At 67.5% G+C, this 17,334-nt stretch carries 23 protein-coding genes; 12 read left to right on the top strand and 11 right to left on the bottom strand.

Translation table 11 applies throughout. From position 1 onward, the window contains the following. The first annotated feature begins 13 nt into the window (after positions 1-13). Together MFM001_RS10620 and MFM001_RS10615 are read left to right on the top strand one after the other, a co-directional pair. On the top strand, positions 14-220 hold the full coding sequence (locus MFM001_RS10620) for a CopG family transcriptional regulator (protein ID WP_116375422.1): 207 nt from the start codon (positions 14-16) through the stop codon (positions 218-220). Continuing rightward, on the top strand, positions 217-600 hold the full coding sequence (locus MFM001_RS10615) for a type II toxin-antitoxin system death-on-curing family toxin (protein ID WP_116375236.1): 384 nt from the start codon (positions 217-219) through the stop codon (positions 598-600). Before MFM001_RS10620 ends, MFM001_RS10615 begins: the two co-directional genes overlap by 4 nt. Here the strand turns inward: MFM001_RS10615 and rsgA are convergent. Together rsgA and aroA are read right to left on the bottom strand one after the other, a co-directional pair. Then, a complete protein-coding gene (rsgA, locus tag MFM001_RS10610) occupies positions 597-1,577 on the bottom strand; it encodes a ribosome small subunit-dependent GTPase A (RefSeq protein WP_116375235.1) in 981 nt (326 codons plus the stop codon). The genes MFM001_RS10615 and rsgA overlap by 4 nt on opposite strands. Then, the gene (aroA, locus tag MFM001_RS10605; RefSeq protein WP_116375234.1) at positions 1,574-2,848 is read right to left on the bottom strand and encodes a 3-phosphoshikimate 1-carboxyvinyltransferase; all 1,275 of its coding nucleotides are present in this window, start codon (positions 2,846-2,848) and stop codon (positions 1,574-1,576) included. Before aroA ends, rsgA begins: the two co-directional genes overlap by 4 nt. A gap of 89 nt (positions 2,849-2,937) precedes the next feature. On the opposite strand from aroA, the gene MFM001_RS10600 reads away from it, so the two are divergent. The 3 genes from MFM001_RS10600 to MFM001_RS10590 all read left to right on the top strand — a co-directional run bounded on the left by MFM001_RS10600 (position 2,938) and on the right by MFM001_RS10590 (position 6,461). Beyond that, entirely contained in the window at positions 2,938-3,687 is a 750-nt protein-coding gene (locus tag MFM001_RS10600; protein WP_116375233.1) for an SOS response-associated peptidase, read from the top strand. A 66-nt stretch (positions 3,688-3,753) separates the two neighbouring features. After that, entirely contained in the window at positions 3,754-5,301 is a 1,548-nt protein-coding gene (locus MFM001_RS10595) for an aldehyde dehydrogenase family protein (protein WP_116375232.1), read from the top strand. Positions 5,302-5,315: 14 nt separating this feature from the next. Further along, positions 5,316-6,461 carry an NDMA-dependent alcohol dehydrogenase gene (locus MFM001_RS10590; protein WP_238159105.1) on the top strand — a complete coding sequence of 382 codons (1,146 nt, stop codon included), beginning with the start codon at positions 5,316-5,318 and terminating at the stop codon, positions 6,459-6,461. Between the two features lie 67 nt (positions 6,462-6,528). On the opposite strand, the gene MFM001_RS10585 is transcribed toward MFM001_RS10590, so the two are convergent. The 3 genes from MFM001_RS10585 to MFM001_RS10575 are packed head-to-tail and all read right to left on the bottom strand — an operon-like array spanning position 6,529 to position 8,101. Beyond that, positions 6,529-6,711 carry a rubredoxin gene (locus MFM001_RS10585; RefSeq protein ID WP_116375230.1) on the bottom strand — a complete coding sequence of 61 codons (183 nt, stop codon included), beginning with the start codon at positions 6,709-6,711 and terminating at the stop codon, positions 6,529-6,531. Further along, positions 6,708-6,881: a rubredoxin gene (locus MFM001_RS10580; RefSeq protein ID WP_116375229.1), complete on the bottom strand. Its 174-nt coding sequence runs from the start codon at positions 6,879-6,881 to the stop codon at positions 6,708-6,710. The genes MFM001_RS10585 and MFM001_RS10580 overlap by 4 nt, the downstream gene beginning before the upstream one ends. After that, the gene (locus tag MFM001_RS10575) at positions 6,881-8,101 is read right to left on the bottom strand and encodes an alkane 1-monooxygenase (protein WP_116375228.1); all 1,221 of its coding nucleotides are present in this window, start codon (positions 8,099-8,101) and stop codon (positions 6,881-6,883) included. The genes MFM001_RS10580 and MFM001_RS10575 overlap by 1 nt, the downstream gene beginning before the upstream one ends. A gap of 152 nt (positions 8,102-8,253) precedes the next feature. On the opposite strand from MFM001_RS10575, the gene MFM001_RS10570 reads away from it, so the two are divergent. From MFM001_RS10570 to MFM001_RS10560, 3 genes are all read left to right on the top strand, one after another. Further along, a complete protein-coding gene (locus tag MFM001_RS10570; protein WP_371685523.1) occupies positions 8,254-8,829 on the top strand; it encodes a TetR/AcrR family transcriptional regulator in 576 nt (191 codons plus the stop codon). Between the two features lie 20 nt (positions 8,830-8,849). Beyond that, positions 8,850-9,659, top strand: a complete 810-nt coding sequence (locus tag MFM001_RS10565; RefSeq protein ID WP_116375226.1) for an enoyl-CoA hydratase/isomerase family protein — start codon at positions 8,850-8,852, stop codon at positions 9,657-9,659. An 89-nt stretch (positions 9,660-9,748) separates the two neighbouring features. Next, positions 9,749-10,399 carry a class I SAM-dependent methyltransferase gene (locus MFM001_RS10560; protein WP_238159091.1) on the top strand — a complete coding sequence of 217 codons (651 nt, stop codon included), beginning with the start codon at positions 9,749-9,751 and terminating at the stop codon, positions 10,397-10,399. Here the strand turns inward: MFM001_RS10560 and MFM001_RS10555 are convergent. Continuing rightward, positions 10,390-10,881, bottom strand: a complete 492-nt coding sequence (locus tag MFM001_RS10555) for a YbaK/EbsC family protein (RefSeq protein ID WP_116375224.1) — start codon at positions 10,879-10,881, stop codon at positions 10,390-10,392. The two genes, MFM001_RS10560 and MFM001_RS10555, sit on opposite strands and share 10 nt — an antisense overlap. Further along, entirely contained in the window at positions 10,868-11,716 is an 849-nt protein-coding gene (locus MFM001_RS10550; RefSeq protein ID WP_116375223.1) for an NAD(P)-dependent oxidoreductase, read from the bottom strand. Before MFM001_RS10550 ends, MFM001_RS10555 begins: the two co-directional genes overlap by 14 nt. 250 nt (positions 11,717-11,966) lie before the next feature. Between MFM001_RS10550 and MFM001_RS10545 the strand changes: the two genes are divergently transcribed. Together MFM001_RS10545 and rsrA are read left to right on the top strand one after the other, a co-directional pair. Continuing rightward, complete coding sequence (locus MFM001_RS10545) at positions 11,967-12,617, top strand: sigma-70 family RNA polymerase sigma factor (RefSeq protein ID WP_192886907.1); 651 nt, start codon at positions 11,967-11,969, stop codon at positions 12,615-12,617. Beyond that, complete coding sequence (rsrA, locus tag MFM001_RS10540; protein WP_116375221.1) at positions 12,614-12,904, top strand: mycothiol system anti-sigma-R factor; 291 nt, start codon at positions 12,614-12,616, stop codon at positions 12,902-12,904. The genes MFM001_RS10545 and rsrA overlap by 4 nt, the downstream gene beginning before the upstream one ends. Here rsrA and MFM001_RS25195 read toward each other — a convergent pair. Both MFM001_RS25195 and MFM001_RS10530 read right to left on the bottom strand, forming a co-directional pair. Continuing rightward, positions 12,901-12,975: a 50S ribosomal protein bL37 gene (locus tag MFM001_RS25195; RefSeq protein WP_085976515.1), complete on the bottom strand. Its 75-nt coding sequence runs from the start codon at positions 12,973-12,975 to the stop codon at positions 12,901-12,903. The two genes, rsrA and MFM001_RS25195, sit on opposite strands and share 4 nt — an antisense overlap. Before the next feature lie 69 nt (positions 12,976-13,044). Further along, positions 13,045-13,719: a hypothetical protein gene (locus MFM001_RS10530; protein WP_142760685.1), complete on the bottom strand. Its 675-nt coding sequence runs from the start codon at positions 13,717-13,719 to the stop codon at positions 13,045-13,047. Between the two features lie 259 nt (positions 13,720-13,978). Between MFM001_RS10530 and MFM001_RS10525 the strand changes: the two genes are divergently transcribed. Next, positions 13,979-14,194 (top strand): biotin/lipoyl-binding carrier protein, encoded by a 216-nt coding sequence (locus MFM001_RS10525; protein ID WP_116375421.1) that lies wholly within the window; start codon positions 13,979-13,981, stop codon positions 14,192-14,194. A gap of 31 nt (positions 14,195-14,225) precedes the next feature. Further along, a complete protein-coding gene (locus tag MFM001_RS10520; protein ID WP_116375219.1) occupies positions 14,226-15,725 on the top strand; it encodes a sensor histidine kinase in 1,500 nt (499 codons plus the stop codon). A gap of 111 nt (positions 15,726-15,836) precedes the next feature. On the opposite strand, the gene whiB1 is transcribed toward MFM001_RS10520, so the two are convergent. Together whiB1 and MFM001_RS10510 are read right to left on the bottom strand one after the other, a co-directional pair. Next, entirely contained in the window at positions 15,837-16,091 is a 255-nt protein-coding gene (gene whiB1 / locus MFM001_RS10515) for a transcriptional regulator WhiB1 (RefSeq protein WP_023371700.1), read from the bottom strand. A gap of 237 nt (positions 16,092-16,328) precedes the next feature. Continuing rightward, positions 16,329-17,303 carry a diacylglycerol kinase family protein gene (locus MFM001_RS10510; protein WP_116375218.1) on the bottom strand — a complete coding sequence of 325 codons (975 nt, stop codon included), beginning with the start codon at positions 17,301-17,303 and terminating at the stop codon, positions 16,329-16,331. Positions 17,304-17,334: the final 31 nt, after the last annotated feature.

Here is a 17,334-nt window from a genome sequence, read left to right as displayed (position 1 = left end):
TATCATGACGGTCATGGGTATGACGCTGCGTACCAGCGCGGAGCAGGCGGAAGCGCTGCGCAGGCAGGCCGCCGCTGAGGGGCGGTCGATGCAGTCGGTCGCCTTGTCGGCCATCGACGAATACATCGCGCGGCGGGCCCACAAGTCGAAGGTTGCCTCGGCGCTGGAGCGTGTCGTGCGTGAGGAAGCCGGGGTTCTGGAGCGCCTCAAGGACGCGTGACCGAATATCTAGACCTCGACGACCTGTTGGACATTGGTCGCGAGGCCGTCGGCGCGGACGTCGTGGTCGGAGACTACGGCTTGCTTGAGTCAGCGCTGGCCCGGCCTCGTGCGTCGGTGTTCGGCCAGGATGCCTATCCAGATCTGCATCTGAAGGCCGCCGCGTTGCTGCACTCTCTGGCACGAAACCATGCGCTGGTAGACGGAAACAAGCGGCAGGCGTGGACAGCATGCCGGACGTTCCTCGCCATCAACGGCCAGTGGATTAGTGCGCCGGAGGACGACCGCTTTGAATTCGTCATCCAGGTCGCCACCGGTGCGCTTCCCGATGTCGACAACATCGCCGGACAGCTACGCGCGTGGAGTTACCAGGAGGGCTAGCTGTCGCGCAGCGCCGCCAGCAGTCGTCGGGCGGCGGCGACGCGGCGGGCCGCCGGCCCGGTCAGCGTGTCCAGCGCACACTCCGGGTCGGCGGGCGGACCCATGTGCCCGCAGCCGCGCGGGCAATCCGAAACCGCCTCGGCCAGATCGGAAAACGCCATCACCACGTCGTCGGGTTCGATGTGGGCCAGCCCGAACGAGCGGATTCCCGGGGTGTCGATCACCCAGCCGGAGCCTCCGAACGGCAGCGCCACCGACTGCGTCGACGTGTGCCGGCCCCTGCCGATCTCGGTGACCTCGCCGACAGCCCGATCTGCTTGCGGCACGAGGCGATTCACCAGCGTCGACTTGCCCACCCCGGAATGGCCCAGCAGCACAGTCACTTTCCCGGACAGCAGGGGAGCGACGGCGTCCAGTGGGTCGTCGCGGCCCGCGGTGACCACGGTCAGATCCAGGTCGGCGAACTGCTCGGCGAACGGCTCGGCCGGCGCCAGGTCGGTCTTGGTCAGGCACAGGATCGGTGTGAGCCCGCCGGCGTAGGCGGCGATCAGCGTCCGGTCGACCAGCCCGGTGCGCGGCGGTGGATCGGCCAGCGCGACGACGATCAGCAGCTGATCGGCGTTGGCGACGACCACCCGTTCGGTGGGATCGGTGTCATCGGCGGTGCGGCGCAACACGGTTCGGCGCGGGCCGCGCCGCACGATGCGCGCCAGGGTGTCCGGCCGGCCGGACAGGTCGCCGACCAGATCGACGTCGTCGCCGACGACGATCGGGGTGCGGCCCAGTTCACGCGCCCGCATCGCGGTGACGCGACGGTCGGGGTCGCCGCCCAGCACGCAACCCCAGCGGCCGCGGTCGACGCTGACCACCATCGCCGACTCGGCGTCGGCATGTCGGGGGCGGGTCTTGGTCCGCGGGCGCGAGCCGCGCCCGGAGCGGATCTTGACGTCGGATTCGTCGTAGTCGCCCGGCCTCAACCGCGAGACTCCCGGACCATGTCGGCCCACAGCCGCGGAAACTGCGGCAGCGTCTTGGCGGTGGTGGCGATGTCGTCCACCTCGACGCCGGGCACTCGCAGGCCGACGATGGCGCCCGCCGTCGCCATCCGATGATCGGCGTAGGACCGCCAGATGCCGGAATGCAGTGGCGTAGAAGTGATTTCCAGACCATCCGGGGTTTCCCGGCAGCTGCCGCCCAGCCGGTTGATCTCGGTGCTCAACGCGGCCAGCCGGTCGGTTTCGTGGCCGCGCAGATGCGCGATGCCGCTCAGCCGTGACACCGAACCCGGGGTGGCCAGCGCCGCCAGCGCCGCGACGGCGGGGGTGAGCTCACCGACGTCGCGCAAGTCGACGTCGAACCCGTCGAAGGACGCCGGCCCCCGCACCTCGAGATACGAATCAACTTGCGTCACAACCGAATCCAACTTGCGGAGGATGCCCAGAATGGCGTCGGCGGGTTGGATCGCGGCCGCCGGCCAGCCGGTGACGCGCACTGTGCCGCCGCTGACCACGGCCGCCGCCAGGAACGGGACGGCGTTGGACAGATCCGGTTCGATGTCCCAGTGCCGGGCGGCGACCGGGCCGGGGCTCACCCGCCAGCGGTTGGGTGCGGAGTCGTCGACGTCGACGCCGGCCTGACGCAGCATCGCCACCGTCATCGCGATGTGCGGCGCCGACGGCAGCGCCGCGCCGGTGTGCTGGACGGTCAACCCCTCGGTGAATGACGGCCCGGACAGCAGCAGCCCGGAGACGAACTGCGACGACGCCGACGCGTCGATGGCCACGGTGCCGCCGGTGACCGAACCGGCGCCGCGCACTCGGAATGGCATGCGCTCGCCGTCGACGTCGACGCCCAGGCCGCGCAGCGCGTCCAGCAACGGCGCGATCGGCCGGGTGCGGGCCTGCTCGTCGCCGTCGAAGGTGACCGTCGCGGCGCCCAACGCCGCCAGCGGCGGAACGAACCGCAGCACCGTGCCCGCCAAGCCGCAATCGATCCGGGCATCCGGCGCGGGAGCGATCCGGCCGCTGACCGTCAGCTCGGACTCCGATCCCTCGACCCGCAGCCCCAAGGTCTGCAACGCGCCGATCATCAGGTCGGTATCGCGGCTGCGCAGCGCACCGCTGATCGTCGAGACGCCGGTGGCCAGCGCTGAGAGCACCAGCGCGCGGTTGGTCTGCGACTTCGAGCCCGGCACGGTCACCGTCGCCTTGACAGGCGAGGGCATCGTCGGCGCTGACCAGGTGCTCATGCATCCATCATCCCAGCGGCGATCGCAAGCGCGGCGAAGCCCGGTGCAGCGGGTCGCCGCCCGACAACCGATTCGGCACGATGGGAGGTATGTGCGGACGATTCGCGGTCACCACCGACCCCGCTGCTTTGGCGGAGAAGATCCAGGCGATCAACGAGGCTCGCGCGTCGGAGAGTGCGGCGCCGAATTACAACGTCGCACCCACCACGACGATCACCACGGTGGTCCGCCGCCACGACGAACCCGACGACGAACCCACCCGGCGGGTGCGGCTGATGCGCTGGGGGCTGGTGCCGCCGTGGGCCAAGGCGGGGCCCGATGGCGCTCCGGAATCCAAGGGCCCGCAGCTGATCAATGCCCGCGCGGACAAGGTCACCACCTCGCCGGCGTTTCGCGCCAGCGCAAAATCAAAGCGGTGCCTGGTCCCGATGGACGGCTACTACGAGTGGCGGCCGAACGCCGAGGGCAAAAAGACCCGCAAGACGCCGTTCTATATGTACCGCGAGGACGGCGAGCCGCTGTTCATGGCGGGGCTGTGGTCGGTCTGGAAGCCCGAAAAAGACGCCTCCCCGCTGCTGAGTTGCACGATCATCACCACCGACGCGGTCGGTGAGCTCGCCGAGATCCACGACCGGATGCCGCTGGTGGTGGCCGAAAAGGACTGGGACCGTTGGCTGGATCCCGACGCTCCGCCCGACGACGAACTGCTGGCCGGCCCGCCCGACATACGCGGCATCCGGATGCGGGAGATCTCGACTCTGGTCAACAACGTGCGCAACAACGGGCCCGAACTGATCGAGCCGGCCGAGCCGCAGCCCGAACAGGCGACGCTGCTGTAGAACCGATCAAACTGAGGTAGTCGGCTACTCTAGGCGGCTCGCGCTGCGCGGCGGCACTATCCCACGATGACCGCGACCGAACAGAAGACCGACGCGTCGACGATCATCGTGCGCAACCCCGCCGACGGGCGCGCGGTGGGCGCCGTACCGATCGAGACGGCCGACAGCGTCGCCGCGAAAGCGCGAGAGCTGCGATTGTTCCAACCCCAATGGGAAGCCCTCGGGCCGCGTGGCCGCAAGCGCTGGCTGCTCAAGTACCAGGAGTGGGTGCTGGACAACGCCGAGCACATCATCGACGTGGTGCAGTCCGAGTCCGGCAAGACCCGGGCCGACGCCAGCAGCGAGCCGACCGCCGCCGCTTCGCTGCTCGACTATTGGGCCGGTCACGCCGAGCGGTTCCTCGCCGACGAGCAGCCCCGCTCGTTCAACCCGCTGGCCGCGACGAAGAAACTCACCACTACGTACCGGCCGTATCCGGTGGTCGGTGTCATCACCCCGTGGAACTTCCCGTTCGTGATGCCGGCGCTGGACGTGGTGCCGGCGCTGGCGGCCGGCGCCGCCGTGCTGCTGAAGCCCTCGGAGGTGACGCCGCTGTCCGCGGTTGAGTTCGTCCACGGCTGGACCGAGATCGGCGCGCCGCCGGTGTTGGCGCTGGCGACCGGCTTCGGCGACACCGGCGCGGCTGTAATCGACAACGTCGACTTCGTGCAGTTCACCGGATCCACCGCAACCGGCAGGAAGGTGGCGGTGGCCTGCGCGGAGCGACTGCTTCCCTACAGCCTGGAGCTCGGCGGCAAGGACCCGGCCCTGGTGCTGGCGGACGCCGACCTCGACCGGGCCGCGAACGGAATCGCTTGGGGCGGAATGTATAACTCCGGTCAGGTATGCGTCTCGGTGGAGCGGGTGTACGTCGAGGCGCCGGTGTACGACGAGTTCGTGGCCAAGCTCACCGAGAACGTCCGACGGCTGCGGCAGGGCCAGGACGATCGCAATTTCAAGTTCGACGTCGGGGCGCTGGCCACCGCCAGGCAACGCGACATCGTGCAACGCCACGTGGACGAGGCGGTGGCGGCCGGTGCCCGCGTGGTGACCGGCGGCAAGCCGACCGGAACCGGAACCTTCTTCGAGCCAACGGTTCTCGTCGACGTCGACCAATCGATGTCGTGCATGACCGAGGAAACGTTCGGACCCACGCTGCCGGTGGTGAAGGTGGCCGACGAGGACGAGGCGATCCGGCTGGCCAACGACTCGGTGTACGGGTTGTCGGCCACGGTGTGGACGGGCGACAAGGACCGCGGCGACCGGGTCGCCCGCAAGCTCGACGTCGGCGCGGTCAACATCAACGACGCCATCTCGAATGTGTTCGCCTACGACATCCCGATGGGCGGCTGGAAGCACTCGGGAGTCGGTACCCGCATGGGAGGGGCCGCTGGCCTTCTCAAATACTGTCGGCCACAGGCGATTACGACGCCGCGCATACCGACGCCCGCCAAGGAAATGCTGTGGTATCCGGTGTCGCGGCGGCGGGTCAAGTTCGCGCTGGGCCTGTTGCGCGCATCCGCCGCTCGAGGGGTGCGGCGGCTAGGCATCGCACCGAGGGGTGCGGCCCGATGAAGTGCCGGGCGGCGGTGCTGCGCGGCGTCGGCAAAGACTGGGAAATCTGCGACATCACGCTGGACCCGCCGCGGACCGGCGAGGTGCTGGTGAAGATGTCGGTGGCGGGGTTGTGTCATTCCGATGACCACTTCGCCACCGGCGACCTCGTTCCGGGGCCGGAAATCGTGGAGATGATGCGCGCCAACGGGATCGAGTTCCCCGAGGTCTTTCCGATGCTGGGCGGTCACGAAGGTGCAGGGGTGGTGGCCGAGGTCGGCCCGGAGGTTCACTCGGTGCAGCCCGGCGACCGGGTGGCAATGTCGTTCATTCCCGCCTGCGGGGCCTGCCGATGGTGTGTGTCGGGCGCGACGTACCTGTGCGACGTGGGCGCCGGGATGTTCGCCAGGGAGATGACGACCGACGGTACAGTGCGCCGCCACGTCGACGGCGAGGACTTGTTGGCGCTCATGCAACTGGGCACGTTCGCCGAATACGTGGTGGCGTCGGAGAAGTCGGTCATCAAGATCGACGACGCGATCCCGATGCACGCCGCCGCGCTGGTGTCCTGCGGCGTTACCACCGGATGGGGGTCGGGCACCGTGGCCGCCGGGACCGAACCGGGCGACGCCGTCGTCGTGATCGGCATCGGTGGCGTCGGGATGAACGCACTGCAGGGCGCCCGGGCCGCCGGCGCCAAATACGTCGTCGGCGTGGACCTGGTTGCATTCAAGCGTGATTCGGCAGCGATATTCGGCGCTACCCACACCGCGGAATCAGTCGAGGCGGCGCTGCCGCTGGTGCGGGAACTCACGCTGGGCGTGATGGCCGACCGGGTGGTGATCACCGCCGGTGTGGTGCACGCCGACCTGATCGCGCCCGCGATGATGTTGACCCGCAAGGGCGGCAGCTGCGTGCTGACCGGGATGACGCCGTACAGCGAGATGCTGGTGCCGCTGGTGTTGAGCGATATGGCGTTGTTCCACAAGCAGTTGAAGGGGACCATCTACGGCGGGATGAACCCGCGGGCGAGCACTCCGATGCTGTTGTCGATGTACCAGAACGGCAAGCTGAAACTCGACGAACTGGTGTCGCGGGGTTACCGGCTCGAGGAGATCAACGACGCCGTCACTGATATGCGGGAGGGCCGAAACATCCGCGGCATCATCGAGTTCGACTAGTTCCGCGAACTGACGCAAAAGTCCCCGAAACCACGCTGTTTCGGGGACTTTTGCGTCTGCTGGCGCGTCAAGCGCGGGCGACTTCCACCATCTCGAAGTCGGACTTGGCCGCGCCGCAGTCCGGGCAGCTCCAATCCTCGGGGATGTCGTCCCACCGTGTGCCGGGCGCGATGCCGTCTTCCGGCCAGCCCTTGGCTTCGTCGTACTCGAAGCCGCACTGCACGCAGATGAACAGTTTGTAGTCACTCATTGCATTACCTCCATCGGTTCGAAGTCATACTTCTCGCGGACCGCGCAGTCCGGGCAGCACCAGTCGTCGGGGATCTGCTCCCAGCCTGTGCCCGGCGGAAAGCCTTCGCGGGCAGCGCCTTTGGCTTCGTCGTAGACGTAGCCGCAGCCGGGGCAGCGGTAGGCGGCCATCAGGCCGCCACCGCCCCGTAGCGAGCCAGCACCTTGTCACGCACGCGCGGGTGGATGTTGGCCTTACGGATGTCGCCGTCGTAGTGCTCGAGCACCCGGTGGTCCATCAGCTTGCGCCATACCGGCGGGAAGTAAGTCACCGCGATCAGCGAGCCGTAACCGGCCGGCAGATTCGGCGAGCCCTCCATGCTGCGCAGCGTCTGGTAGCGGCGCGTCGGGTTGGCGTGGTGATCGCTGTGCCGCTGCAGGTGATACAGGAACAAGTTGGTCACCATGTGGTCGGAGTTCCAGCTGTGCTGCGGTGTGCAGCGCTCGTAGCGGCCGTTGTCCAGCTTCTGGCGCACCAGGCCGTAGTGCTCGAGGTAGTTCACCGACTCCAGCAGCGACGCACCGTAGATCGCCTGGATGATGAGCAGCGGGATCAGCGCCGGGCCGAAGACCGCGAGCAGCACCGCCCAGAACACCACCGACATGACCCAGGCGTTGAGCACGTCGTTGGACAGCTGCCACGGGCTCTTGTTCAGCCGGCGCAGCCGCTGCGCCTCCAGCTCCCACGCCGAGCGCAGGCTGCCAAAGACGGTGCGCGGCAAGAACTCCCAGAACGTCTCACCGAAGCGGGACGATGCCGGGTCCTCAGGGGTCGCTACTCGCACGTGGTGTCCTCGGTTGTGCTCGATGTAGAAGTGCCCGTAGCAGACCGGGGCTAGGGTGATCTTGGACAGCCACCGCTCCAACTCGTCTCTCTTGTGGCCCAATTCGTGCGCGGTGTTGATGCCGACCCCGCCCACGACGCCAACCGTCATCGCCACGCCCAGCTTGCCGAGCCAGCTGAGCGACCCCTCGAAGCCCAGCCAGCTCAGGTCGGAGGCGGTGAACAGGTGGGCGCCCAGGATGGTGCTGGCGTATTGGAACGGAATGTAGGCGTAGACCGAATAGCGGTAGAACCTGTCGTTCTCCAACTCCTGCATCACCTCGTCAGGCGGGTTTTGGCCATCGGACCCGACCCACAGGTCGAGCGTCGGCAGCAGCACGTACAGGAGGATCGGTCCGATCCAGAACGGCAGCTGCGATCCGGTGTGCCAGCCGATCCGGTTGAGCCCCCACACAATTGGCAGCACCAAAAACAGCATGGTGGGGACGACCAAGCCCAGCAGCCACAGGTAGCGCTTCTTGTCGCGCCACGCAGCGGCGTCGGCGTCGGGGTGGATTTGCATTGTCATGTGGATTTACCTCTCTGCAAGGGACGTGCGGTTCACTTTGGCAGCGGCACAGCGGCGCGACGACGTCCGCAAGGGCTCAACTTCCGCGGGGCTCTTGTCTTCGGAGGCCAAAGGGCTACCGAGGATTTCTCTGTTCTGTTAGATTATTTCTCGTGCCGAGGACGGATGCGCGGGCCAAGCTGATGGAAGTAGCGCGGCGCCGGTTCGCCGTCGACGGCGCTCTGGCTGCGACGCTCGACGAGGTCCGCCGTGAGGCGAACGTGAGCGTGGGGGCGCTGTATCACCATTTCCCGGACAAGCCGGCGCTGGCCGCCGCCGTCTACGCCCAGGTGATGAGCGAATACCAGGCGGGCTTCATCGCGATGCTGCGCGAACACGCCACCGCCGAGGGCGGGATCCGCGGCGGCGTCGAACATCACTTGCGCTGGGTGGCGGCTAACCGGGTCGAGGCGGCGTTGCTGCTCGGCGACCGCCTCGACAGCCCCGCCCTGCGCGACTCCAATCGCGACTTCTTCACCGCCATCCGGGACTGGTGGCGCCCGCATCACGCCTACGGCGTACTGCGGCCGATACAACCTGGCATCACCGCCGCGTTATGGTTCGGTCCCGCACAGGAATTCAGTCGGCACTGGATCGTCGGCCACGAGCCGGAAATGCCCGCAGCGGTCATCGAAGAATTCGCCGACGCAGCATGGATCGTATTGCGCACCAAGGAGGATGACCGGTGACAGAGTCGCTCTATAACCGCATGGTCGCCGACGGCGACGACCCGCAAGCACCGCAGCGGATCCGCGTTGACCGCCGCGGGGACCGCGCGGTGGTGATCCTCGACGAGCCCGACCGGCTCAACGTGCTGTCCGCGCCGCTGGTTCGTCAACTGCGACATGCGCTCGAGGAGCTCACCGCGGACCCCGACGTTCGCACCGTGGTACTGACCGGCGCCGACCCGGGCTTTTCGGCCGGCGGTGATCTGAAGATGATGCGCACGGCGACCGAGGGGTTGACCCAACCCGAGGGCGTCGCCGACGTGTGGCGGTGGATTCGTCGCGAATTCGGCGGTATTGCAAGGCTTATCGCCGGGTCGGACACCATCTTTGTGGCGGCCCTCAACGGCGCTGCCGCCGGCGTCGGCCTGGCCTGGGCGTTGACCTGTGACATCACCATCGTCAGCGAGCGCGCGGTGATCGTGCCCGCGTTCGGCCGGCTCGGCCTGATCCCGGAGGTCGGTACCAGCTGGGCGCTCACGCGCTGCCTCGGCTACCAGGGTGCGCTCGCCTATTACCTGCGCGGCGAGCACATCGATGCTCACGCCGCGCACCGGCTGGGGCTGGTGCAGCAGGTCGTCGCGCACGACCAGCTTCTCCCGGCGGCCGACGAGTGGTGCTCGCGAGTGGCTGCGATGCCGGCGCATGCGGTGGCGATGACCAAGCCGCTGCTGCGCGCCGCGGCCGACGCCGGCTGGCACGACGCGCTCACGATGGAGGAGTTCGCCGAACCGTCCTGCTTCACCACTGCTGCGTTCGCCGACAGTGTGCACGCCATGCTGGCCCGAGATTGATCCGATACGACCGGACCGGTCGCTCGTATTCGGCGACGCGCCAACCCGATCCACGCATTGCCAAGGTGATCGACCAAGCACTGCAAGGGATGGCGACCGTCGCGAACATCGGCGCCGGGACCGGTTCCTACGAACCGCCGAACACCGTCGTCGCGGCCGAACCAAGCAATGTCATGATCGCCCAACGGCGAGCCGTCGCCGCGCCGGTAATCCGCGCTGTTGCCGAACATCTGCCCATCCGCACGGATGCCGTCGACGCCGCATTGGCAATCCTGACCATTCACCACTGGTCCGACGTTGCGGCGGGCGTCGCCGAGATGATCCGCGTCGCCCGTCGCCGCGTGGTGATTTTCACTTGGGACGACGCCGTGTTTCGTGAATTCTGGCTGCTGCGCGAATACCTGCCCGCCGCCGCGGACACCGGCACGCGCCTGGCGGTGCCCATCGCCAAACTGGTGTCGCTGCTGGGCAATGCGTCAATTCGGACGGTTCCGATCCCCCACGATTGCGTCGACGGATTCGGCGGAGCCTACTGGCGCCGTCCGCACGCCTACCTCGATCCGACGGTCAGAGCCGGGATGTCGATGCTCGCACTGACGGCGAAACCTCAACTGCGGGAGGGCTTGTCACGGTTGCGGGCCGATCTGCACAGCGGCGAGTGGGCACGTCGCCACGCCGACCTCATGGGGAAGCCTGAGCTCGACCTCGGGTACCGGCTCGTCGTATCGGATCAGACTTGAATGCTTGCGGTCACCGCGCCGGTGAGCCGGATCAGGTCGTCCGGCGCGACGGCGACGTCCCAGCCGCGCCGGCCCGCACTGCAAAACACCCGATCCCAATTCAGCGCGTCGGCGTCGACGACGGTGGGCAGCGGCCGGCGTTGCCCGAACGGCGACACCGCGCCCACCACGTAGCCCGTCGCCCGTTCCGCACTGGTCCGGTCGGCCATCGTCGCACGGGAGAACCCCAGCGCCGCGGCAGCGGCTTTCAGCGACAACCGCGCCAAAGCCGGGACCATCGCGACCGCCAGCCCGTCGGGTCCGGCGATCACCAGCGTCTTGTAAATCTGTTCGGCCGCAATGTCATACGCGCCAGTCAACGCGTGGACGGCCTCCTCGCCGAACGAGCCTTCCCGCGGATCGTGGCCGAACTTCACCACCTCGTGCGGTACACCCGCTGCAGACAGCGCGGCAAGCGCCCGCGTTGCGTTACGGCTGGTCATACCCCGGCGGGTTGGGGGACTCCACCCACAGGTCGACCCCGAGCTCGCCGCCTGGCGTGCAGTCGTACACCGAGAGGTCGGTGACGCCGGACTCCACCAGCACGTCCTCGCACAGCACCGAATTGCCGGTGTAGTCGGTGGCAGGCTTGTTGAGGATCACGTAGGCGGCGTCGGCGTACACCTCGGGTTTGCGCGCCCGCGCCATCGCCGCCTCGCCACCCAGCAGGTTCTGCACCGCGGCGGTGGCGACCAGCGTGCGCGGCCACAGCGTGTTGGACGCAATCCCGTCGTCGCGCATCTCCTCGGCGATTCCCAACGCGCACAACGTCATTCCGAATTTTGCCATCATGTACGCCGTGGGCTTGAGCCATTTCGGTTCGAGCAGCACCGGCGGTGACAGCGTCAGAATGTGTGGGTTTTCCCGGCCCTTCATGTGCGGAATGCAGGCCGCCGACACCGCATAGGTGCCGCGCACCTGGATGCCGTTCATCAGGTCGAACCGCTTCAGCGGCACCTCGGTGATGGATCCGAGGTTGATCGCCGACGCGTTGTTCACGCAGATGTCGATGCCGCCGAACTGCTCGACGGTTTTCGCCACCGCCGCCTCGACCGAGTCGCCGTCGCGGATGTCCCCGACGATCGGCAGCGCCTGGCCGCCGGCCTCCTCGAGTTCCTTGGCCGCGGTGTAGACCGTTCCGGGCAGCTTGGGGTGCGGCTCGGCGGTCTTGGCGATCAGCGCGATGTTGGCGCCGTCGCGGGCGGCCCGCTTGGCGATCGCCAGGCCGATTCCGCGGCTGGCACCGGAAATGAACATGGTCTTGCCGTTCAGAGACATGGCGTCACATTAGCGCCGGGCGCCCCGGCACCGGACTGCGGTCGGCTAAACGGCCACAGGAAATAGCGGGATGGTCGATGCTGTTGACAGATGCGGTTCTGCGGGAGAAACCCAAAAGACACTTGTCGGTCGCAGCCTCTAGATTGGGCAGAAGGGGAGTCTGGTGTCAACGGCGATGTGCCTACTGGAGCGTCCGGTAGTGCCCGGGCTGTCCGGTGATGCCGCGACAGAAGGGACAGTGTTAACCAAGATGGCCGACAGCGATGCCGCGACCGGGCCCGAGGTGCCCGCACCCGATCCCGCAGAGGAGACGGACGAGCAGCTCACGGCGCGCTTCGAACGCGACGCGATTCCCCTGCTGGACCAGCTCTACGGTGGCGCGCTGCGCATGACGCGCAATCCCGCCGACGCCGAAGACCTGCTCCAGGAAACCATGGTCAAGGCCTACGCCGGTTTCCGCTCGTTTACGCCGGGCACCAACCTCAAGGCGTGGCTGTACCGCATTCTGACCAACACCTACATCAACAACTACCGCAAAAAGCAGCGCCAGCCGGCCCAGTACCCGACCGACGAGATCACCGATTGGCAGCTGGCTGCCACCGCTGAGCACTCGTCAACGGGCTTGCGCTCCGCCGAGGTCGAGGCTCTGGAGTCACTACCGGATACCGAGATCAAAGAGGCGCTGCAGGCCTTGCCCGAGGACTTTCGGATGGCGGTGTACTACGCAGACGTCGAAGGTTTCCCGTACAAGGAGATCGCCGAGATCATGGACACACCAATCGGGACAGTGATGTCGCGGTTGCACCGCGGCAGACGTCAGCTGCGCGGTTTGCTGGCCGATGTCGCCAAGGAGCGGGGCTTCCTCCGCGGCGACCAGGCGCCGGAGGAGGTGTCGTCGTGACCGACTTCTCCTGCGATTCCGGCGCCACCAGCTCGGACGTCGACTGCGCGGAGGTGCTCGCGGAGGTATGGACCCTGCTCGACGGCGAGTGCACGCCGGAGACTCGACAGAAATTGCGCCAGCACCTCGAGGAATGCCCGGGATGCCTGCGGCACTACGGGCTCGAGGAGCGCATCAAGGCGCTGATCGCCATGAAGTGCCGGGGCGAGAAGGCTCCGGAGGGCCTGCGCGAGCGGCTGCGGCTCGAGATCAGCCGCACCACGATCATCCGGGGCCGACAGCGTTAGGAGTTGGGCCGCTTGCCGTGGTTGGCCTTGCTGTGCTTGCGGTCGCGCTTCTTCCGGCCACGCTTGGCCATGACTGATCCTCCTTGCAGCTTTACCGGCAGGTCAGTCTTTCATGCGGCCGCTGTTGCCTGGCGGCCGGGCTAGACCACCGGGACGTTTTGAGCCGGGACCGTCGGGCTGGTCGCCGCCGGCGCCGGGATGCCGGGCGATGTGGGCAAGCCGGGAGTCTGGCCGGGCGTGAGCGTGCCGGGACTCGTCGGCAGGGGCGGGGTCTGGCCGGGCAAGGCGGTGCCTGGGGTGGCCGGCAAGACGGGGGACTGGCCAGGCATGAGCGTGCCGGGGGTCGTCGGCAGGGCCGGGGTCTGGCCGGGCAACGCGGTGCCGGGAGCGGTCGTTCCTGGCGGCAGCGTGCCAAGAGTCCCGGGAGGCGTCGTGCCGAGAGTCCCGGGAGGCATCGTGCCGAGCGTGCCGGGGGCCGTCGTCCCCGGCGGCAGGGTGCTCGGGAGCGTCCCTGCGGGCGACAGCAGGCTCGGGTCAGAGGTCGCGGGCATGAACAGCGAACCGCTACCCGGCAGCACGGCATTCAGCAGATTCCCCAGCTCGCCGAAGATCGCGTTGGCGATGTTCACCCCGTTGCCGGAAACGGCAGGGACGGGTGCCGGGTCGTCGACGAGCACAGGTTGCTGGGGAGTGGCCCCAGCGACCCCGCTGCCGCAGCCGATCGCGGCGAATGCCGCCAGCGCAAGCCCCGCGCCGGTAGCCGCTCGAACCAGTGGGTCGTAAGACGTCGGAATTGCAAACACGTTCGCGGACAACAGAATTACTCCTCCACTCAACTGAGGCACCCAAAGCGCTTCAGACACTCAAGTCACTCAGGCAACACTGGTATTCAATAGTCACAGGAGGAACACGACACGATCACAGATCGGACTCTATGGATTTGCTTACGAATCTTGGGATTTGCTTATCCGGGCGGCCTTCGGGGCCGGACCAGTCTCGGCGCACCGCCGTCAGCTGGCTGTGGTTCGATAAGGCGACAGAAATGCGACCGGCTGGGTGACGAACGGGGTGATGATGGCCGAGGACGTCCGCGCTGAGATCGTGGCCAGCGTGCTCGAAGTCGTGGTCAACGAGGGTGACCAGATCAGCGAGGGCGACACCGTGGTGTTGCTGGAGTCGATGAAGATGGAGATTCCGGTCCTGGCCGAAGTCGCCGGCACGGTCAGCAAAGTCAGCGTATCGGTGGGAGATGTCATCCAGGCCGGTGACCTCATCGCCGTCATCAGTTAGTTATTGGCCCCGTCGAAGCCGGGAGTGAGCGATGTCGACTCTCGGTGACCTGCTCGCCGAACACACCGTCCTGCCGGGCAACGCCGTCGACCACCTGCACGCGGTGGTCGGAGAGTGGCAGCTGCTCGCCGACCTGTCGTTCGCCGATTACCTGATGTGGGTGCGCCGCGACGACGGCACGCTGGTGTGCGTCGCGCAGTGCCGGCCGAACACCGCGCCGACCGTCCTGCTGCGCGACGCCGTCGGCACGGTCTTTCCCCCCGAGAAGGTGCCGCTGGTGGTCGCGGCATTCGAATCCGGCGCCATCCAGCGCGGAAACGTTGCGGTGCAAGATGATTCGCGGCTACAGACCGGGCTGAACGTCGAGGCGGTCCCGGTCCGCTACGGCGAGCGGGTGGTCGCGGTGCTGAGTCACCAGACCGCGGTGGCCACCGACCGCCAAATCAGTCCACTGGAGACCGCCTACCGCGACTGTGCCGCCGACCTGGTCCACATGCTCTCCGAGGGCACGTTTCCCAACGTCGGCGACGTGGCGATGTCTCGTTCCAGTCCGCGGGCCGGCGACGGCTTCATCCGGCTGGACGTCAACGGTGTGGTCTCCTATGCCAGCCCGAACGCACTGTCGGCCTATCACCGGATGGGCTTGACCTCGGAACTGGAGGGCCACAACCTGATCGAGGTCACCCGGCCGTTGATCTCCGACCCGTTCGAGGCGCAGGAACTGGCCGACCACGTGCAGGACTCGCTGGCCGGCGGAGCGAGCATGCGCATGGAGGTCGACGCCGGCGGCGCGGCGGTGCTGCTGCGCACCTTGCCACTGATGGTGCACGGCACGGCGGCCGGCGCAGCGGTGCTGGTGCGCGACGTGACCGAGGTCAAGCGCCGCGATCGCGCGCTGATGTCCAAGGACGCCACCATCCGGGAGATCCACCACCGGGTCAAAAACAACCTGCAGACCGTGGCGGCGCTGCTGCGGCTGCAGGCCCGCCGCACGACAAACGCCGAAGGCCGGGAAGCGCTGATCGAGTCGGTGCGACGGGTGTCCTCGATCGCGTTGGTCCACGACGCGCTGTCGATGTCGGTCGACGAGGAGGTCAACCTCGACGAGGTGATCGACCGGATCCTGCCGATCATGAACGACGTGGCGACCGTGGACACGCCGATCCGGATCAACCGGGTGGGCATGCTCGGCGTGCTGGACTCCGACCGCGCGACAGCGCTGATCATGGTGATCACCGAACTGGTGCAAAACGCCATCGAGCACGCCTTCGAGCCCGAGGCGGCTCAGGGATCGGTGACCATTCGCGCGGACCGCTCAGCCCGCTGGCTCGACGTGGTCGTCCACGACAACGGCCGCGGACTGCCGGAGGGGTTCAGCGTCGAGAAATCCGACCGGCTGGGCCTGCAGATCGTGCGGACGCTGGTGTCCGCGGAGCTCGACGGGTCGCTGCGGATGCACGACGCCGACGAGGGTGGCACCGACGTCGTCCTGCGTGTCCCGATCGGCCGTCGCGCCAGGCTCGTGCAATAGTTCGCGTCCCGCCGCGCCCGGCTTCGCCGCGCTCGCGATCGCCACGGGCCCCGCACGCAAGCTCGCGGCCCCGACATTGTCGGGGCCGCGAGGGTTAAACCGGGTTTTCCGTCAGACTCCGCTGCGGGCCTTCGTCCGGGCGTTGCGACGCTTCAGCGCACGACGTTCGTCTTCGCTCATTCCGCCCCACACGCCGGAATCCTGGCCGGTGTTCAGCGCCCAGGACAGGCATTCGGTGGTCACCGGGCAGCGGTTACAGACCAGTTTCGCGTCAGCGATCTGGGCGAGCGCCGGCCCGCTGTTCCCAACCGGGAAAAACAGCTCCGGGTCCTCGTCGCGACAGACCGCCTTGTGGCGCCAATCCATACGTCTTTGCTCCTTACTAAGTGCGCAGCAGGGCGCACCGGCTATTTTCTTCGGCTGTTAACGCGGGCACAAGAAAATTTCCGTACCGTTGCACGCGATGTCTTCGATCGTTTCACAGGCTCAACAGATGTCAATAGCGTGCGTTGGTCCGTGGGCAATGTCACTTTGAGGATCTGTTAGCAAAACCCTTAAGGCGGTGTACTACTATGGCGCCGCCATTGGCCGCCGAATCGCCGGTTAACGCAGCTCAGAGAGGTTTTTTGCCGGTGGGGCGACGACGGCCAGCGCGTCGCGGACGGCCCGGAACGTCATTTCCTCGCGCTCACCGAGGTAATCCCCGTCAAATTGGCTGGCGATCGGCGGACCGTCGCAAGTCACCCGGACACAGGCCGCGTCGTCGTCCCGGATCAGCTGCTTGGCCTGCATCTTGGGCCGCTTGGCAAACATCTGCCGGACGATCCGCAGGGTCGGGATCACCTTCATGCTGGTGACGCCGAACACGCCCAGCCCGGACTCGAACCGGCAGTCGGGGTTGGTCCAGATGGGCCGGTTGTTGGCGTAGGTCCAGGGACTGGAGTTGGACACGAACACGAAGTGCACGCCGCTAACCGGCTCGCGGCCCGGTAAATGCAGCGTCAGCGTCGGCTCGTGGCGGGTGGTGGCCAGCGCGGCCGGGATCGCGGTGCGGATGTAGCGCGCCGGCGTGACCTTGCGGCCTTTGTCGCGTTGCGCCTCGACCGCCTTCACCACCTCGGCGTCGACGCCCATGCCGGCGTTGAGCACCGCCCACCGCTCACCGCAGTCGATCACCCCGATCCGGCGCCACTTCTGCTGGTGGCCGTACTGGTCGAGCAGCCCGATCAGCTGGTTTGTCGCGTTGATCGGGTCCGGGGAGATGCCCAGCGAGCGGGCCAGCACGTTGGCCGAGCCGCCCGGCACGATCGCCACCGCCGGGACATGGCCCGTCGGCAATGTGCCCGGGCGGCCGAGCAAGCCGTTGACCACGTTGCTCACCGTGCCGTCGCCGCCGTGCACGACGAGCAGGTCGACGCCCTCTTCGATGGCGGCCTGGGCGATCTCGCCGCCGTGCCCGCGATGCGTGGTGTGCTCGACCCGCAGCTGCAAGCGGCTCTTGAGCGCGTGGGTCAACAGGTCGCGCCCTGCCGGGGTCGTCGACGTCGCAGTGGGATTGACGATCAGCACGGCGCGCATGACGCAAAAGCCTAGCGGCGATCGCGAGTGC

This window comes from Mycobacterium sp. MFM001 (assembly GCF_003402475.1).
Classification (GTDB): domain Bacteria; phylum Actinomycetota; class Actinomycetes; order Mycobacteriales; family Mycobacteriaceae; genus Mycobacterium.
Note: the sequence above shows the minus strand (reverse complement) of the source record. Positions and strands in the feature narration are given on the sequence as shown.

Coding starts and splice junctions, on each gene's coding strand:
- MFM001_RS10575 (WP_116375228.1), bottom strand. CDS start 8,101: ATGACAATGCAAATCCACCCCGACGCCGACGCCGCTGCGTGGCGCGAC.
- whiB1 (WP_023371700.1), bottom strand. CDS start 16,091: ATGGATTGGCGCCACAAGGCGGTCTGTCGCGACGAGGACCCGGAGCTG.
- MFM001_RS10585 (WP_116375230.1), bottom strand. CDS start 6,711: ATGAGTGACTACAAACTGTTCATCTGCGTGCAGTGCGGCTTCGAGTAC.
- MFM001_RS10565 (WP_116375226.1), top strand. CDS start 8,850: ATGGTCGCCGACGGCGACGACCCGCAAGCACCGCAGCGGATCCGCGTT.
- MFM001_RS10555 (WP_116375224.1), bottom strand. CDS start 10,881: ATGACCAGCCGTAACGCAACGCGGGCGCTTGCCGCGCTGTCTGCAGCG.
- MFM001_RS10620 (WP_116375422.1), top strand. CDS start 14: ATGGGTATGACGCTGCGTACCAGCGCGGAGCAGGCGGAAGCGCTGCGC.
- MFM001_RS10525 (WP_116375421.1), top strand. CDS start 13,979: ATGGCCGAGGACGTCCGCGCTGAGATCGTGGCCAGCGTGCTCGAAGTC.
- MFM001_RS10560 (WP_238159091.1), top strand. CDS start 9,749: ATGGCGACCGTCGCGAACATCGGCGCCGGGACCGGTTCCTACGAACCG.
- aroA (WP_116375234.1), bottom strand. CDS start 2,848: ATGAGCACCTGGTCAGCGCCGACGATGCCCTCGCCTGTCAAGGCGACG.
- MFM001_RS10580 (WP_116375229.1), bottom strand. CDS start 6,881: ATGGCCGCCTACCGCTGCCCCGGCTGCGGCTACGTCTACGACGAAGCC.
- MFM001_RS10550 (WP_116375223.1), bottom strand. CDS start 11,716: ATGTCTCTGAACGGCAAGACCATGTTCATTTCCGGTGCCAGCCGCGGA.
- MFM001_RS10600 (WP_116375233.1), top strand. CDS start 2,938: ATGTGCGGACGATTCGCGGTCACCACCGACCCCGCTGCTTTGGCGGAG.
- MFM001_RS10510 (WP_116375218.1), bottom strand. CDS start 17,303: ATGCGCGCCGTGCTGATCGTCAATCCCACTGCGACGTCGACGACCCCG.
- MFM001_RS10595 (WP_116375232.1), top strand. CDS start 3,754: ATGACCGCGACCGAACAGAAGACCGACGCGTCGACGATCATCGTGCGC.
- MFM001_RS10545 (WP_192886907.1), top strand. CDS start 11,967: ATGGCCGACAGCGATGCCGCGACCGGGCCCGAGGTGCCCGCACCCGAT.
- MFM001_RS10520 (WP_116375219.1), top strand. CDS start 14,226: ATGTCGACTCTCGGTGACCTGCTCGCCGAACACACCGTCCTGCCGGGC.